Origin of the sequence: Micromonospora sp. NPDC005172 (assembly GCF_040608555.1) — a bacterium.
GTDB lineage: Bacteria > Actinomycetota > Actinomycetes > Mycobacteriales > Micromonosporaceae > Micromonospora.
This window is the reverse complement of the sequence record NZ_JBEXIL010000086.1, coordinates 1-16586: the sequence shown is the minus strand read 5'-3', so window position 1 is coordinate 16586 and position 16586 is coordinate 1. Positions and strand designations below refer to the sequence as shown.

Genomic DNA, 16586 nt, shown 5'->3' with positions numbered 1-16586 from the left:
CGGGCCCTCGCCATACCCACCAACGAGCACAACCCCGACAACACCCGCCTCATCGAGGAACGCCTATCAACCGGCGCTCAAACGAAAGACCGAGGTTAACACCTAGTGTAATCCTCCCCCGATACGGTGTAAGCGAATCGCCACCCATCGCGACACTTTTAGTGATGGATGCGTCACGCGCAGTGAGAAAGGAACTATCGCACGACCGACGACGTTGATCAATGCCTTGTAAGGTGATGCGATTCACAACTGTCCATGCTTGACGACGGACATAAATCGCCAATACAGACACTTCCGACACGGATCCGTGTCGGACCTAGCTGGACATAGCCCGAATGGGACATACCGTGTGACGTGCTGACACGGGCCACATGACTCGACCGGCCTATTCGTCCGAGACGGTCAACCTGCGGCCACCGACGCTGATCGTGGTACGGGATGCCGTGACAGAACAGGACCGGCTCGCTCGGGTTGACACCTACATCCACGCCACATGCCGTACGCCGAGCTGGATGGGTTAGCGATGTTACGAGACGGTAGAGACGTCCCGCTCGCATCGCTGATGTGCCGAGTCCACGCTCATGGTCAGCGGCCGCCGCGACCGGACGAGCGCGATGCTCCTTGTCCGGCAACGAGGGCTGGGGGCCGCGAACCGATAGCCAACGAGCAGAGTGCCAGCCTCTGTCTCAACGACACTATTCGACGGCTTCCTCTGGCGACGCGGCGTGCGCCCGATGGTACCGGCTAGTCAGACCCACGATGATCAGCGCGTACGCTGCCATCTGCGCCGCCGTCGTCATCGCTGAGATGAGGTGTGGCGTCGAAAGCCTGGGCGCGGCGACGTGCCAGGCGAGCAACGCGGTGCGATGGCCTGCGTCAAAGGGCAAAGGCACTGCCTCAATGCTCGCTTCCACGAGCGGCACGGTGATCAGGGCAAGCAACACCGCACCTGAGGAGGCAAGTCTCCTACCGCGCCCAGCCAACGCTGCGGCCAGCGCCAGCGCGATGAACCCTAGCGCTAGTGGCGGAAAAGTACCCAGGCCCACGGCGACCAGAGTCTCGTCCGGGCCGGTGCCGGTCAAATGCTGCACCCGTTCAACACGGACCGCGAGCCAGATATCGACCGCCCGGACGACCACATACCCGAGCAACGACGCCGCCAATAATGCCGCCGCTGCCGTGGCCCGCCCCCGTGAGACGCCGGGGCGCCATACCACCAGAAGGAGCACTGTCACTGCCACCAATGAAGAGGCGCAGAGGCTGAGACCCGCGTTAAACCCGGACAGGGCGTCAACGCCACGACCACGCTCGAGCGCCTGCCAGCCGGCAGCGTTGGCGTCCATCGGGATCCTTCGCACCGAGTCGACAAGCAGCGGCGTGAGGGCGGCGGGCACAGCCCATCGGGGGGTGGGCAATCCCGCGACCACAGCGAAGGCGAGGAGCAGACCGAAGCTCGACACCTCGGCGTAACGCCACACCGGATTGCCAGTCAGGATTCCAACGGCATGTACCAAGGAGCAAGCAGCGGCGCCACTTAGCAGCAGAGGCGCAGAACGCACGGAACGCACAGGAGGCATCCTGTCACGGCCCTACAGTCGAGCGAGGGCTACGCAGGCGCGAGACGCCTACGTCAGCAGCGTGACCAGCCACGCCGACGCCGCGTCCAGGATCACGGCGATCGTTGCGAGCACGTCCGGTCATCTCCTCGCCTGCGCGGCAGCCGGCGCAGCCTTCTACACCACCCTGGCAGTTGTTCTGGCGAAGCTCATCGCCGCCGCGATCGCGGCGATAGCCGCGTTCGGGTCCGCCGTCTTCTCCTGGGTAGATGCCGGCATCGTCTTGGAAGAGGCAGGCGTCAACACGGCAATCGTCGCTACCGGAATCCTCACCCTGTCGGCCTTCCTCGCCGCCCAAGCAACCAGCATGGTCAACCTGCACGGCGAGGCAGTAGACAGCCGGTCTTTCCCGGGCGGCACGTGGCCCTCGCCCAACTCCACCACCTACAGCGACGCCAGCGTCAAAGACGGAGACGCCGACTGGTCTCTCGCGTAGAACAGCTGCAGGGTGCGTCTGCGGGTGAGTTCGAACGCCAGCCAGATCCTCATCGCGGCCAGGGTGACGGTCCCAACACCGCCTGCGCCACGCGGCTATGCTGGAGGCGTACAGGAGGAACTGCAGGCCGCCCTGGTCGACCTCAATGCGCAGGACGGCCGGGTCGCTCCCGGCCTGCGGGCCAGCCGGTACGACTGGACCACTGAGCGTGACGTCGACGAGGTCATCGATGCGCGGTGGCCGCCCAGGCCGGGCGGGGACGAGCCCGGCTCTCCAGGAGTCAGCAAAGAGCGCGTCTGCGAGGGACGACGTCGTACCGGTGCGCCATGATGGTCGCTCAGTCTCTGCTGAACGGCGCTTGATGGCGGAAGGAGCGGCGCGACCTAGTGGAGCCGATAGACCGTGGGCACGCCAGCCCCTACTCCACGGGCGGTGGCGGGACCACTCTGGAGCACGCATACGGGGCAGTCTTGCTCGCCGCGCTGTTGCAGCGGCATCCCATTGTTGGTCTTGGCGACGAGTTCACGGTTCGTGAGGTTCGGTTCCAGCAGGGGGCCACGTGCCCCGTCGATGATCTCGTGGTGCTCGGCGACTGTCCATCGATGTCACGGACCATGTACGTCGGTGTCCGTCGAGCGCCGATCATCGGGGCTGGCAACGTCCCTTTTGTGTCTCTCCTGCTGGATTACCTTCGGATGGTGAACGACCGGCGCGCTGGGCTCGACGCCGACCAAGAACGGCTTGGGCTCGCAGTCGCCGCCCCGCACACGGGCTCCGCCGAAGTGGCACAGTTGGCATCGCTCGCGCGCAAGCAGCCGGACGACCCCGCATTCCGCAGGGCCGTGTTTGCGCCACGAGCGACCAACACCAAGATCCGTACGCGCCTGAAGGCTCTCGATGACGCCGTGATGGCGGCAGCCGCGCAGGGCGGCATACCGCTGCCGGACAGCACGACAGGCGATGCGCTGACGTGGCGGCTGCTGAAGGCCTTACGGATCATCGAACTACGGCTGGAAGGCGATGACCAAGCCGACCGCACCGGTGTGGTCAGCCGGCTGGTTTCGCTGGTAGGTGATTCATCTCGGGCCGCTGCAGTCTGGCGGCGGCTGCGGGAGCTGTCCGCGGAGTACGCCCAGACCGCAGCAACCGTGACCTACGACATGGTGCTCCGCGATGTCGGCACCGTAGTCACGATCGGTCCGCTGCCGCCGGCCCCCGTTGCGACCGCAATGCAGGACGAGCAGATGTATGAGCGTCTGCGGCAATTGCCGGCGCTGAACGGCCCTCGGCTACTCGCGGCCTGGCGTGACGACCCGACGTCGGCATGGCGCCTGGTGAGCGCGGTGACGACCATCGAAGCCCGCCCTGCCCAGGTGCTGCGGGAATGGCAAACAAATCGACCAGAATGGCTCAGCGCGGCATCCTGGCAGGTTCAACTCGCCGCCGGTGAACTGGCCGCCTCCTACGGTGCCCGCATCCTGGCGGCGGACCTGTTCACGGCTGCGGCGAGCCAGGGCCCTCCGCGTCGTGCCTATTGGCTAGCCCGCGCTGCGCTGATCTATGACGACAACGGCAGCGACGACGGCCGGCAGGCCGCGCTCGCGGGCCTGACGACATCGTCGGCGGATAGCGAGCCGTTCGCCAGCGCGGTCATGGCGCTGCTCGGTGGTGACCGGGACACTGCAGCGCGCCTGGTCGAGGCATGGGCACCCCAGGAGCCGAACGAGCGAACCCTTCGCACGGTGCTTCGACTCCGGCTCGCCGCGCCGGCCGACGCGTCGGAGGTGTTGGACCGTCACGCCATCGACCACAGCCTGCATGTGCTCGCCGAGGCGTTGCGCGACCAGTGGGCGGCGGGCTTGGCTATCGCGCGTGCGCAGTTGCTAATCACCCGCGCTCGCCGAGGCGAGTCGCCGAACTGGGACGCCGACCTGCGCGAAGCCCGTTCCTTGGCGATCCGGGCCCGAGATGATCGACGCACCTATCGCGGCGACAGCGCGGAGGCGGTCGCGGTGGCCTGCCACGCGAGCACGCTGCTCATGGATCTGCGCCGTGTCCTCGAGCTCGGCGCCCCTGGCCGTGAGGCGAACGCCTACGAGGCTGCCTCAGTGGAGGTGTGCCAGTGCGTCGCCAGCGCGGCAATCCCATTCGGTCAGCTCGACCTGGCCCGGCAACGCGCCGAACATGTCCCCGACGGGCCTGGGCGAGCGCGGATTGATGCTTACCTCGCGCAGGCAGACGGGCAGGACCCACAGCCGCACTGGTGGCGGGCTGCCGAACTGGCAGGCGACAGCGACGAGCAACTCGGCCAAGCGCTGCTGGGCCTGGCGCAAATCGGCGTCGACGGGCTGACCCGGTACCCGGCCTTCGCTGAGCGCCACCCAGACGAGGCCGTCGAACTGCGCGCCATGGCGGAACTGGGCGCCGGTCGGCCGGGTTCGGCGATCGTGCAGCTGCGTGATCGTCGGCGATCGTCAGTCACTGCCGCGCTCAGCCTCGCGCAGGCCTACCAGGCGGCCGGCCTGATCGATGATCAGGTTCAGACCCTCCGCGACGCCGCTGACCACTTTGGTGACCGATCGCTGCGCCACGCCGCAGCGGAGGTCCTCGCCCGCGACGGGCGCACTACTGAGGCTGAACAGGAACTCGACGCGTTGCTCGCCGCAGCCGAACCGGACTGGAGCGGTAGGGCTGACGCGCTGCGGCTGGCGGCGCAGCTCGCCAACGACAGCGGACGGTTGGACCGCCTTTGCGACCTGCTACGCACCGTGGTGCAAGTCGAGCCCGAAGACACTAGGTCCCGCTGGGCGCTGGTCCGAAGCCACATGAACCGTGGCGACGTCACCGAAGCGTGGCGGGCCCTGCACGAGGCACCCCAACCGCTCGACCCGTCCAACACCGCCGACGCCCGAGCTTGGATCCAGCTGCACCGGCGACGGGGTCAGCCGGTAGAGACCGTCACGGGATTTCTGCGTCTGCTACGCCGCTTCGGCGACGACGAACAATTCGTCGCGTTCGTGCTGATGAACCTGATCGTGCCGTGGCCGGAACTCGCGAACTTGCCTGATCGACTCCGCGTTCAGCTCGCCGCGGAGTCGGAACAGTTCTTCCAACGCTGGCCCAACAGCCAGTATCTGCGGCGAATGCAGAGTGCCGATCCCGACCAGCTGCGAACCGACATGATCGCCCTGATGCGACGCACCAGCGACCAGCAGCTGATGTGGCGCCGCCTCGCGCATAGCCTCGCTCATGGCCAAGTCCCGCTCGCAATGCTCGCTGTCGCGGCCCGACGCAGCTACGCCGAGATATGTCTACGCCGCGGCGACGGCGTCCTGCCGGCCCACGTACCGCAGCGCGGCGAGTTCAGCGCCTGCCTCAACGCCGCACAAGCGGCCGAAGACCAGGACATCGTGATCGATACGCCGGCGGCCATGGTACTACTCACGCTCCCCGACGACGTCCGTCGCGCCGCGATGAGTCGATTCGCCCGGGTTCTAACCACCGACGACGTCATGCTCGACTCTCTCGCCGCCAAAGACTCCCTGGCGCTGCGGACCACCGGCTCGATGCGGTATGAGGAACGCCCCGACCGCCTGCTGTTCGATGAGACCACGCAAACCGAAGCGGACCGGCTGGCCCAAGACGCCGAACGGCTCCAGGCCGCGATCGAAGCGCTCACCCGCCGCAGCACCCCGCTCACAGGGCGTACCTTCGACGAGCCCTTGCCCGGCGCGCTCGGTGTCTGGGTATCGCCACTCGACCTCGCACGCGCGGAGCATGCTGTTCTCTGGAGCGACGACCCAGCCCTGCGCCTCCTCGCCCGCAGCACGGGCGTTCAGGCTGCCTCCACCGTGGCGGTTCTACATCAGTTGCTCACCACCGATGCGATGACCGAAGACGAGTACGAAGACTGCATCAAGCGACTGATCACGGGCCGCGTTGGTCACATGCCGCTGGATGAACGACGCCTGCTCGAGCTCGCCACCGCCGACAACTGGCACCCCGCCGCCGTCGGCGCCGCACTCGCCCGACCGGCCACATGGGCAGACGTGAGTCGCACTCTGGGGTTCTACCAGATCCTCACCATGCATGTCCGAACCCATGCGCCGGCCACAACCCCTAACTGGCTCTACTTGGCCGTGTGCGGCGCCAACACCTTCCTTGGAAGACCAGCCCCGGCGGCCAGCGTTGCTGCCTGCCTGCTCGCCACCACGATCGAGATCACCGCCGCAGAAGGTGAACCAGTTGTCCACCTGGTTGCTGCAACTCGCCAAGCACTCATCGACACCAATCACCCCGATGCAATCCCGGTGCCAGATCCCCTGCCCATCGCCGCCACCCTCCTGCGTGACGCTCACGCCAGAGGCTCGTCGCGCGAACTCGCCACCCGCTTCGTCATCGCGACTTTCGCCGCGCTCGGCGAGATCGACAAGGATGCCATCATGCGGGCGCTTGTGAAGTAGCACAGTGGCAGCGTCGGTGCGCGACTTCAGGAGGACTAAGGAGAATGGCGGTGATTGGCGCCTAAGGGCTTGGGGATGGAGCTCCGGCGATCCGCCCACAACCCCACCAAAGGATGCTTGATCTCGAAGTCCGACGGGCCGGCGCGCTCCCGGCAGCCAGTACCGACGACCAGGTTGCCTGGAGCGAGGTAGGCCAAGTGGCGAGGAGGTGCCGCGTAGTATCCGAAGGCTCTAACGGGCTACCTGTTCGAGGTAGCGCTGCCGGATGGTGTCTAGCCGCTCCTTGGTCCCTTCGACCTCCCAGAAGGCCCAGCCGTTGCTTGCTACGCCGACCGCGTCTTCCATCGCTTTGGTAGGCGCGCTTGCCACTCCGGAAGCGGTCTCGATGCTTCCGTCTGGGCGGACTCGGGCGTAGTACAATTCGCCACGTCTGCGGCCGACGAGCCGATCTCCCACGCTTACCAAGCCTGCCTCAACCAAGTCCTGGAACCGGACACCGTAGCGAGTGCGCTTCCCGGGCGCGAGGGGGCCGGGCGTTGGCAGCGAGGCCAGTCCGAGCGCGTCGAGGCTCCATATCTTCTTGGCGATCTCGCAGTAGAAGCGACCGCGCGCCTCGATAAACGGCTCCAGCGCGGTGCTTGCGTCATAGGTAGCGATCATGCCGTACAGGCCTTCGCCGGTGAGGAACTTCCGGAGCCGGACGTTGCCTCGTTGAAAGAAGTCCGGGTTGAGCATCCCGGCCAGCAGAGTGTCCTTCCGGTACGACGCGAGCTTTTTCTCCAAAAGCATCCCGCCGTAGCTACCGTTGTCGGGGCCGTCCAAGAGCAGGAGCGCCCCAATCCGATTCCGCAGGAAGCCGTAGTAGCGGGCGTCGGGTGCCTTGTGCGCATACTTCGACGCCGTGCTGGTGAAAAGGTGTTCGATCTCGAAGTCGCGGTCACGGTCTCGGCGCAGGAGGAAGCGGTCGGTGGGATCTGCCTCGCCATTGGTCGCGCCCATTTCGACCCATGCGGTCAGGCGAGTCAACACGTAGTGCACAAATCTGCGTTTGGTGTCGTAGCGCAGGTCCGGGATGAGTTGCAGCCGGACTGGCCAGTCTGCGGCGTGTTCCCCGAGGGCGCGGCTAAGCTCCCCAACCGACTCGGACAGTCGTACGGCAGGCATGACCGCGGAGACGAGCTCATCGATGTGTCGCTGCTCGACCGGTTCGTCGCCAAGCGTCTGCGTCACGTAGAAAAGATCGAGAAAATTGGCCACCAAGCCGGCTTTCTGTACCCGCTCTGTCTCCGAGTCACCGGACCGCAGGGCAGCGAGGGTGAGGTCGAACTGCTCGGCGATGCCGTTGAATGTGTTGTATCGCACGGCCCGCAAATGCGGGTTGATCCGGGATCGTGCTTGCAGCAGCGTGGCGTATGTGGTGTGGAAGGGGTACAGCACTTCGGTGACAAGGCGGACCCGGTCGCCGTTCTTGCGGTTGGGCCAGATCTCAGCCTCGTGCGCCCGCACCCACTCGTGTGTTGCGTCGTTCAGGCTCGGCCCCGGCTTGTGCACGGTCTCAGGAAATCTCGCCCGGAAGACGGTCCGAAGGTAGGCGAACGCGGCGCCCTTCTCAACGTCTTCCAGAGCTGACACCATCGTGATCCATGCGCCTTCTTGCTCACGTGGATCCGCTTCGGCGTCACTGAGCAGGAAACGCTTGAGGTGGTCCATCGGCGAGAGCCGGACGCCGCAGTCGTTGATCGACTGGAACATCTCCTCTGCCCGGTCGCGGTCGCCTGCGTCCATCACGACCAGAGAGACCCGGTAGAGCAGCCAGTCGATGAACATGACCAAGACATCGCCGTGCAACTGTGATGGGTAGTGGATGTCGATGTACTGGTACGCCTGCCAGATGCGGCGGATAGGAGGCCGCGCGGTTGCGCGGTCGAATCCACGGTCGTTTAGCAGAGCGTTAAAGCAGGCACCGTACTCGTCGACGTCCACACGGAATGTCCGCCTGCCGAACCGCTCGGACATGATCAAGGTCAAGAGTTTGCCGGCCCTGCTGCTTGCCTTCGGAGTCGCCGCTGCCTGCCGGTGCAGATAGATCAACAGTAGTAGGAGCGTGATGATGCGCTGCTGGCCGTCGACCAGCGAGGTCCGCCCGCCCGCGGTGCAGATAATGTACGGGCCGAGGAAGTACGGATCGTACGATTTCACGTCGGCCAGTGAGTGCTCGTCACTCCACTGATCGAGAAACTTTCGGGAGAGGTCGTTCATCAGCCGCGAGACCTGCGGTTCGTCCCAGACGTATTCGCGCTGGTAGTAGTCGAGAGCGAACGACTCTGTGCTGAACAACGCATCGATCGATTGCTCTCGGGCACTGACCAGCTTCTTGGCGTTGCGTCTCCTGGCCATGCCCGACCTAAAGCGCCACGAGCGCTTTGGCGGCCACGATAGGCTCACCCCTTCCGCGCCAAATATAGCCGGAGCGCACTACCCGAACGACGGCTCCGGCGTCCGGTGCACCCGACTCAGCCTCATGGGAGTCCGGGTCAAATGGGAGACTCTCGCCGGGCCGGCCGAGCGGCCACAGCCGCTTGCGCCGTGTCTCATCGGTGAGGAGCTTCACGACTTCTGTGATCGTTTCGCCGCGAGACTGCAGAACCTCGACTGCCACGGCAAGATCGGCAACCAACCTGGCCTCCTCGAACTCGTGGTCCCATCCAGCAGCGGTCGTCCCGTTGGCGTCGAGCGCAGCAGCCACGTTCTGCACGAGATGTTGGGCGACCCAAGGCGGCAAATTCTTGAGCAAATACCCGGCCAGCACGTCGAGTGAGCTCCGGGCAGACTGCCGTTCGGCCGACCATCCATACTTCTTGTTCACGGCTATTATCTGTGGATGCCACTTGACGCCGCGTTGGAAAAGCCTCCAGCGGTAATCGGCGTCTGCCCTCGTGACGCCCGCCTCAATTACCTTGGCCTTGATCGCTTGCGCGTTGATCGGCTCGGGCGCGGTCCGAATCACGTTAAAAAAGACCGATCCTGGGTCTTCCGCAAACTGCTTAGCGACGGTTCCTGCGCCCAACACGTACCGCCTCCCGGCCTGACTGAATGTAGCTGCATGCTATGCGCATAGGTCGTCATGCATCTCTGTCTGATGCGCGACAGTCGCTCCGTGTTCCGTTAAGCCCGCCTTCTTGCTATACACCCGGACAGTTGACGTCCGTTCTGGTCAAACTACGGTGCCCGGTTCAGTAAGTCTTGTTCTTCGCCTGGCACCTGCGGCGAAGCTCGTAAACCCGGTTGACCTCTCTCTTGGTGTCTACGACATCAGCGCGGAGGAGGGCGCCTGGTCAAGCTCGGCGTGGCTAAGTCGCGCGGGCCCATGCCTGGATCACTCGGACGAGCCGATGAAGGTAAGGAGTGAGGGGGTGCTACGCATGAAATGAATGATCAGCATGACGGCCACCGGATCGCACCGCCGGGCCTATCAAGCCCGGGGGGCGGTGAACGCCCGTTGGCGACCCCCGCTCATCGGCACGAGCGGACCCTGACGGGGCGCTGCGCCTGCGGCAGGTCCGGATACCGTTACTCTTCGACCAGCCCGGGCGTCGTTCTAGCGGATCTGCTCTCGCAGCGATTCCGCCAGTTGGTCGGCGGCGGACCTGTACCCGGCGTGGCAAGTCGGCGCAGCACCGCCATCGCGCCGTTGAGGTCGCTCCGTTCCCGCAGCAAAGGTGCCAGTTGCCGGGCGGCGTAGCTGTCCCGGGCGTCGCGCTCCGACGGAGCATGTTTGGCTGCACGAACGCGGTGAGTTGATCCTGAGCGATGGCGTGGCGGAACTGCCAGGCGTTGCCGTTGATATTGCAGTACTAGTACTCCAGCGGGAGATCTTTTCCGAGCTGCGGTGTCGGTGTGGTTTTGTGCGTGGGCAGCAGGCAGCCACCGTCGAGTCTCAGCGGTTGTGTGGACTGCAGAAGATGCGGCGGTGGCTGCCGCCTACAGAGTAGATGCTCAGCGATGGTCTGAGCTGTTCGGCGAGCTGATGGACACGATCGAGGCGCGCTTCACCCGGCCCGAGCCGCGGCGGCGGGTCCGTGATTTCGTGGCCGGGCTGCTCGCACCGCTGCCGGTCAAGAATTGCTGGACCATCGCGGAACACGCCGGCGACGACGGTCCGGGCGGAATGCAGGATCTGATCGGCCGGGCCAGTTGGGACGACGCTGCCGTGCGTGCTGACGCGCGGGAGTTCGTCACGGCCCGACTCGGACACCCGGACGGGATCCTCGTGGTCGATGAGACCGGCGACCTGAAGAAGGGCGTGCACACCGTCGGGGTGCAACGGCAGTATTCCGGCACCGCCGGGAAGGTCGAGAACTGTCAGCTCGCGGTCCATCTGTCGTCGTATGCCTCACCGCTCGGGCATACGTTGCTGGACGTTGCGCTCTACCTGTCGAAATCTTGGTCCGAAGACCCGGCACGACGTGCTAAGGCGGGCGTGCCCGACCCCGTCGCCTTCGCCACGAAGCCACAGCTTGCACGCCGGCTGATCGAAACTGCGGTGGCCGGTGGGCTGCCGTGTCGGTGGGTCGCCGGCGATGAGGCCTACGGCGGCGACCCACAGCTGGCGGCCGCACTTCGCGGCCTGGGCTCGGCTATGTCCTCGCGGTGGCCTGCTCCCACCGGGCACCGACCGGCCTCGGCGTTCAGCGGGCCGACCTGATCGCCTCCGGCCTGCCGAAACGAGCGTGGCAACGACTGTCCGCCGGCACCGGCGCGAACGGTTTCCGTTACTACGACTGGGCGTTCATCAGCCTGCCCCTGGCCGCGGACCCGCACGGCGGCCATCACTGGATGCTGATCCGCCGCAACCGCAGCACCGGCGAGCTGGCGTTCTACCGCTGCTGGAGTCCGCAACCCGTCGCCCTGCACCACCTGGTCGCCGTCGCCGGCCGGCGTTGGAGCATCGAAGAATCGTTCCAGGCCACCAAAAGCGGCCTCGGACTCGACCAGCACCAACACCGCCGCTGGAAAGCCTGGCACCGCTGGACCTCCCTGGCCATCGCCGCTCACGCTTTCCTCGCCGCCGCGACGGCAGCCAGCACCGAAAACCCGGACAGCTTGATTGCGATAACCGTCAACGAACTACGCCGACTCTTCCACGCCCTGGTCATCGACCCACCCCGACGCATCGCCGACGTCATCACCTGGTCCATCTACCGACGCCGGCATCAGAAACAGGCCAGGACCAGCCACTACACCCGACAAGCCCTCACGGAACCTTAAACGGATCTCTGCTGGAGTACTAAGATCGCTTGATGTTCCAGCCGACCCTCCCCATTCGGACGCCACGCCTCACCTTGCGCTCCATTACTTTGGATGACCTCGACGACGTATATGCCTGGCAGTGCCGGCCCGATGTCGTCCGCTGGACGTACAGCACCGGCGGGGTGCCGCGTACCCGCGAGCAGTCCCGGGAGTCGGTGCTCGCCATGGCGGGCGAGGACGCGCTGCGCGCCGTAGGCGACTGCCTGACCTTGGCCGCGGCGACCGATGCCGGTGTTGTCGGGACCGTCGAGTTGGTTTGGCGTAGTGCGCTGGATCGAGCTGCCGAAATCGGTTACGTCTTTCACCCCGACCATGGGGGTCGGGGGCTGGCCACGGAAGCCGCTACGGCGCTCATGGACTGGGGCTTTAATGAGTTCGCCCTGCACCGAATTTACGCTCGGTGCCATGGCAAAAATGAAGCGTCCGTCCGCCTCATGACCCGACTCGGCATGCGCCAGGAGGCACGCCATGTTGAAAGTTATCTATTCCGCGGAGAGTGGGTCGATCAACTCATCTTCGCCGTCCTGGCTACGGAATGGCGTACCCGAGCGGCAACGGCAGGTCGCTACTACCCGTCTCCTGATGGACAAGACGGGCCCAACCAGCAGTAGAGCGTTTTTCGGCGACGGTACCAAGGACAAGCCGTGGCCAGCCACTACGCCCGACAAGCCCTCACCGAGCTATGAAACGAATCTCCTGCTGGAGTACTAGGCCCGGCTGACCCGGTCACCCGCTGCTGCCGCACCAACATCCGTGGCGAGCGCCGCCCAAAGGCGGCAACAAGCTCACCGGACATCCCCGGGGTGACCGGGACATCGTTTAGTCACTCCTTCGAGCAGTCGAGCTGTCTCAGCTTCTCCTACTCATGCGTGTTTTACTATGTCAGCGTGGCTGGATCGGGCATTCGGGATTATTTGGGTGGTTTTGCCGCCGAAAGCAAGCGGTTGAGACGATGCGCGACGAAAGAGGGCGCGACCTCTACGTCCCCGCTGCAGTCGCTGCCCCCTTCGCAAGCAAGGCGACGGGTCCTAGACCTTGACCAAACCTGTCCAACTCAAGTCAGCGACAGACCACCGCCTGCGGACCCGATCGCAAGGCGTAGGCGCGCCTACCGGGAGTAACACGTGTCACGGGGATCGCCGTTCAAGAGTTGCTCATGCCGTGATGGGAACAAGAACAAGATCGGCACCGCATGTCCGAGGCTGCGCCGCGCCTGTGGGGCGTGGAGCGCCACCCACGGCACGTGGGCCTACCGAATCGAGCTACCAAAGCAGCCCGATGGCAAGCGGTGGCAGCTGCGACGTTTCGGTTTCGCTACCCGTGAAGCGGCACTCGTTGACCGCGGCCGTGCGCAGTCGCTACTCGAACTCGCGGGTGACGACGCAACAGTCGGCATCGATATTGGGCGCATGCTGAAGGACACTAAGAGCGGTAGACCGTTTCCCGATCGGGATTCTGTGGCCCGCCGCGTCCGCGCCGGGCTCGTGGCATCTGCAGCGATGACCCTGGGCGACTACCTCTGGCAGTGGCACGCCAGCCGTCGCAAGATCCAACCCACCACATTGGTCACTTACGAGACCCATATCCGTGTTCATCTCATTCCACACCTTGGTCACATCCCGATCGATCGGCTCCGAGTCGGCCATCTCCAGTCGATGTTCGACAGCATCAGCGACCGCAATCTCCAGGTCGACCTCGCCCGCTGCAGTGATGACGTCCAGGTCCGGGCGTCGGTCAGAGGTGCCCGCAGGACGAGTCCGGCAACGATGCAACGCATCCGCGCGACCCTGCGTAAGGCACTCAACGATGCGATACGCACCCATCGACTGATCGAGTTCAACCCCGCCGCGTACGTTGAGTTGCCGTCGGTACAAGCCCCGAGGCCGCGGGTATGGACCTCCGCCGCCACGCAGCAGTGGAAGAAGACGGGACGTCGGCCCAGCAGCGTCATGGTGTGGACACCCGAGCAAGCCGGCGCGTTCCTCGATCACGTCGAGGACCATGACGTCTTCGTCTACCCCATCGTCACGCTCATCCTGCACCGGGGCCTGCGTCGCGGCGAAGCACTCGGCCTGCGCGAAAGCGACGTCGACCTGACGGGGCGGACCGTGACGATCAACCAGCAGCTCACGACCCTCGGTTATCGACCAGTGATCAAGATCGTCAAGACTTACGCCGGTGACCGCATCATCGCGCTCGACGCCTCCACAACCACGGCGCTACGCATCTACCAGGAGCGGCGGGAACGCCGGCAGGCCGACGCCGCCTGGCCAAAGACCGGGTTGTTCTTCGTGCGACCTGACGGTCGTCAGTGGCATCCTGAGCAGTTCAGCGATCGCTTCGAGCGACTCGTCGCAGCTTCCGGGCTGCCGCCGATCCGACTGCACGACCTACGGCACTGCGCCGCGACGTTCCTCAAGGCCTCCGGGTCCGACCTCAAGGACATCCAGGAGGTACTCGGGCTCTCGAGTATCACCGTCGCGGCGAACACCTACACCTCGGTCGTGCACGAACTCGAGTCCGAACGCGCCAAGGCCGAAGCCGCCGCTGCGCTGGTACCACGCCGATCAGGCGCCGTAGACGGCACGTCTGGGAGACCTCCGCAGGAGAACGATTCAGGTGGGCCGCCGGGGACTCGAACCCCGAACCTGTGGATTAAAAGACTTCAAGGTGTCAAAATTTCAAACTTGAAGCAACGCTCTCACCTGCGCAAACAGGGCTCTACCTCGTCCACTGTGTACCGGTGGGTGCCTCTTGGGTGTTCGCGTGTCGGCAACGTGCCGCTACGTTGAGCGAGAGAATCCTCGATTTCGGTTACGCAGAGCAACGCAACGGCTGGCCGAAGCCCCCGGATCGCGGGCGTACGGCGGGGCGCCATCTCGCAGATCACCACCACGCGCCCAATCCACCCTGTTCTGCAAGAATGAGGCTGACCTGCAGAAACAGCGCACGGCCCATGCCGAGACGGCAAGGACGCCCAGCGGATGGGTGACCTCGCCGAGGTCCGGTATCGTGTCCGATACGGGCCGCTAGCTCAATGGCAGAGCTGTGGACTTTTAATCCATAGGTTCAGGGTTCGAGTCCCTGGCGGCCCACCATCTACCGCCTCTGAGCTGCAAGAACGCCAAAGGAAGATCATCGGCAGGGCACAACTGGCCGGAATCCTTGCCGCCCGGATCGAGGGTGGCGACTGGCAGCCCAACTGAGAGGGCGGTCCGCGGTAGCTTGATCTGATCTATGCGTTCCGTCCGGTTGGTGGCCTTCCGGCAGGTCGCTACAGATAGCGACAGGTCGATGGATTGAATGTGAGTTCTGGTCGTGACCGTCAGGCGGATGGGGCGTTAGCCCGGTCATGGGTGATCGAAAGCGGTATCCCAGTGATGTCACCGACGAGCAGTGGGAACTGATCGGACCGTTTCTGCTGGCGTGGAAGGCCAAGCGCGTCGCGGTCTCGGTGTCGGGCCAGCCAGGCGACTACGACCTGCGGGAGATCGTGAACGCGATCTTCTACCAAAACCGGACCGGTTGTCAGTGGGCGTACCTGCCGCACGACCTGCCGCCGAAGTCGGCCACCTACTACTACTTCGCGCTGTGGCGTGACGACGGCACCGACCAGGTGATTCACGATCTGCTGCGCTGCCAGGCCAGGGAGAAGGTCGGCCGTCGGGAGGATCCGAGCGCGGTCGTGTTGGACACCCAGTCGATCCGCGCGGCCAACCATGTCCCGGCGGCCACGACCGGCAAGGACGCCGGGAAGAAGGTGCCGGGGCGTAAGCGGGGCCTGGCCGTGGACGCGTTGGGGTTGATCATCGCGGTCGTCGTGACCGCCGCGTCGGTCACCGACAACGCCATCGGCATCCGCCTGCTCGACAACGTCGTCGAACACACCCCGACGGTGAGCCGCGCCTTCGTCGACGCCGGGTTCAAACAGGACCTCGCCCTGCACGGCGCCGTCCTGGGCGTCGACGTCGAGATCGTCAAACGATCCGACACCAGGCCCGGGTTCGTCCCGATCCGCAAACGGTGGATCGTCGAGCAGGTCAACGGCACGCTGATGCTGCACCGACGCCTCGCCCGCGAGTACGAGAGCCGACCAGAATCCTCGGTGTCACGAACCCTATGGGCGTCAACGGCGAACATCGCGCGCCGGCTAACCGGGACCAACACACCCTCCTGGCGGCACCGGTGAACCTTCCCACCGTCCTCGACCTCATCGCCGATCGGGAGACCACCGCACGCCAGGACGCCGACCGGCTCCGCGAGCAGATCACCGAGCTGACCGGCGAACTCGCCCGCCTCGACGGCGAACTGGCCGACCTCGCAACCACCCGCACCACCCTGCGCACCCTCGCCGCCGCCGAGTTCACCGCCGACGACCCGACCATCGCCAGCGGGCCCTACCAGCAGATCCTGCACGTCCTCAGCACCGCGCCCACCGGCATGCGCGCCAAAGGCATCTGCCTCGCCCTCGGCGTCGAGCCCTCACCGAAAAACGTCGAAGGCACCCGCGCGAAGCTGAAACGCATGGTCAACCGCCACGTCCTCACCGAAGACGAACCCGGAAAATTCACCCTCGCCCCGAAACGGACCTAATCCTCCGAACCGCCCTCTGACTGGACGTTTGCTTTATCTTCGCGCCAGTAGCGGCCGATTTGCGTATCGGGCCTCGATGGCGCAAGGTGCCCGACCTGACCAAGAAAGGCCGCATCCCGCTCGATTGAGCCCTGACCGGAATCAGAGCATTCCGCCCTGCGATCGTGT

10 protein-coding genes, 1 tRNA gene and 1 pseudogene are annotated in these 16586 nt (G+C 65.2%); 9 read left to right on the top strand and 3 right to left on the bottom strand.

The window, feature by feature from the left end:
* Positions 1-695: 695 nt before the first annotated feature.
* On the bottom strand, positions 696-1478 hold the full coding sequence (locus tag ABZV06_RS31060) for a hypothetical protein (protein ID WP_355247357.1): 783 nt from the start codon (positions 1476-1478) through the stop codon (positions 696-698).
* Positions 1479-1638: 160 nt separating this feature from the next.
* Here ABZV06_RS31060 and ABZV06_RS31055 point away from each other — a divergent pair, with 160 nt between their 5' ends.
* The 3 genes from ABZV06_RS31055 (at position 1639) to ABZV06_RS31045 (ending at position 6515) form a co-directional block, all read left to right on the top strand.
* Entirely contained in the window at positions 1639-2052 is a 414-nt protein-coding gene (locus ABZV06_RS31055; RefSeq protein WP_355247354.1) for a hypothetical protein, read from the top strand.
* 24 nt (positions 2053-2076) lie between these two features.
* Complete coding sequence (locus tag ABZV06_RS31050) at positions 2077-2382, top strand: hypothetical protein (RefSeq protein WP_355625782.1); 306 nt, start codon at positions 2077-2079, stop codon at positions 2380-2382.
* 140 nt (positions 2383-2522) lie between these two features.
* Positions 2523-6515 (top strand): hypothetical protein, encoded by a 3993-nt coding sequence (locus ABZV06_RS31045; RefSeq protein WP_355247352.1) that lies wholly within the window; start codon positions 2523-2525, stop codon positions 6513-6515.
* 231 nt (positions 6516-6746) lie between these two features.
* On the opposite strand, the gene ABZV06_RS31040 is transcribed toward ABZV06_RS31045, so the two are convergent.
* Positions 6747-8912 (bottom strand): DUF262 domain-containing protein, encoded by a 2166-nt coding sequence (locus tag ABZV06_RS31040; RefSeq protein ID WP_355247349.1) that lies wholly within the window; start codon positions 8910-8912, stop codon positions 6747-6749.
* Positions 8913-8919: 7 nt separating this feature from the next.
* Positions 8920-9585 (bottom strand): hypothetical protein, encoded by a 666-nt coding sequence (locus tag ABZV06_RS31035; protein WP_355247346.1) that lies wholly within the window; start codon positions 9583-9585, stop codon positions 8920-8922.
* A 957-nt stretch (positions 9586-10542) separates the two neighbouring features.
* On the opposite strand from ABZV06_RS31035, the pseudogene ABZV06_RS31030 reads away from it, so the two are divergent.
* The 6 genes and pseudogenes from ABZV06_RS31030 to ABZV06_RS31005 all read left to right on the top strand — a co-directional run bounded on the left by ABZV06_RS31030 (position 10543) and on the right by ABZV06_RS31005 (position 16418).
* Positions 10543-11783 (top strand): annotated as a pseudogene (locus ABZV06_RS31030) (IS701 family transposase).
* 32 nt (positions 11784-11815) lie between these two features.
* Positions 11816-12436 (top strand): GNAT family N-acetyltransferase, encoded by a 621-nt coding sequence (locus ABZV06_RS31025; RefSeq protein WP_355247343.1) that lies wholly within the window; start codon positions 11816-11818, stop codon positions 12434-12436.
* An 888-nt stretch (positions 12437-13324) separates the two neighbouring features.
* Positions 13325-14617: a tyrosine-type recombinase/integrase gene (locus ABZV06_RS31020; RefSeq protein WP_355246382.1), complete on the top strand. Its 1293-nt coding sequence runs from the start codon at positions 13325-13327 to the stop codon at positions 14615-14617.
* Between the two features lie 231 nt (positions 14618-14848).
* Positions 14849-14923, top strand: a tRNA-Lys gene (locus ABZV06_RS31015).
* A gap of 254 nt (positions 14924-15177) precedes the next feature.
* Positions 15178-16014, top strand: a complete 837-nt coding sequence (locus tag ABZV06_RS31010) for an IS5 family transposase (protein ID WP_355625781.1) — start codon at positions 15178-15180, stop codon at positions 16012-16014.
* The gene (locus tag ABZV06_RS31005) at positions 16011-16418 is read left to right on the top strand and encodes a hypothetical protein (protein WP_355625779.1); all 408 of its coding nucleotides are present in this window, start codon (positions 16011-16013) and stop codon (positions 16416-16418) included. Before ABZV06_RS31010 ends, ABZV06_RS31005 begins: the two co-directional genes overlap by 4 nt.
* Positions 16419-16586 lie beyond the last annotated feature (168 nt).

Coding starts and splice junctions, on each gene's coding strand:
- ABZV06_RS31025 (WP_355247343.1), top strand. CDS start 11,816: ATGTTCCAGCCGACCCTCCCCATTCGGACGCCACGCCTCACCTTGCGC.
- ABZV06_RS31020 (WP_355246382.1), top strand. CDS start 13,325: ATGACCCTGGGCGACTACCTCTGGCAGTGGCACGCCAGCCGTCGCAAG.
- ABZV06_RS31040 (WP_355247349.1), bottom strand. CDS start 8,912: ATGGCCAGGAGACGCAACGCCAAGAAGCTGGTCAGTGCCCGAGAGCAA.
- ABZV06_RS31010 (WP_355625781.1), top strand. CDS start 15,178: ATGGGTGATCGAAAGCGGTATCCCAGTGATGTCACCGACGAGCAGTGG.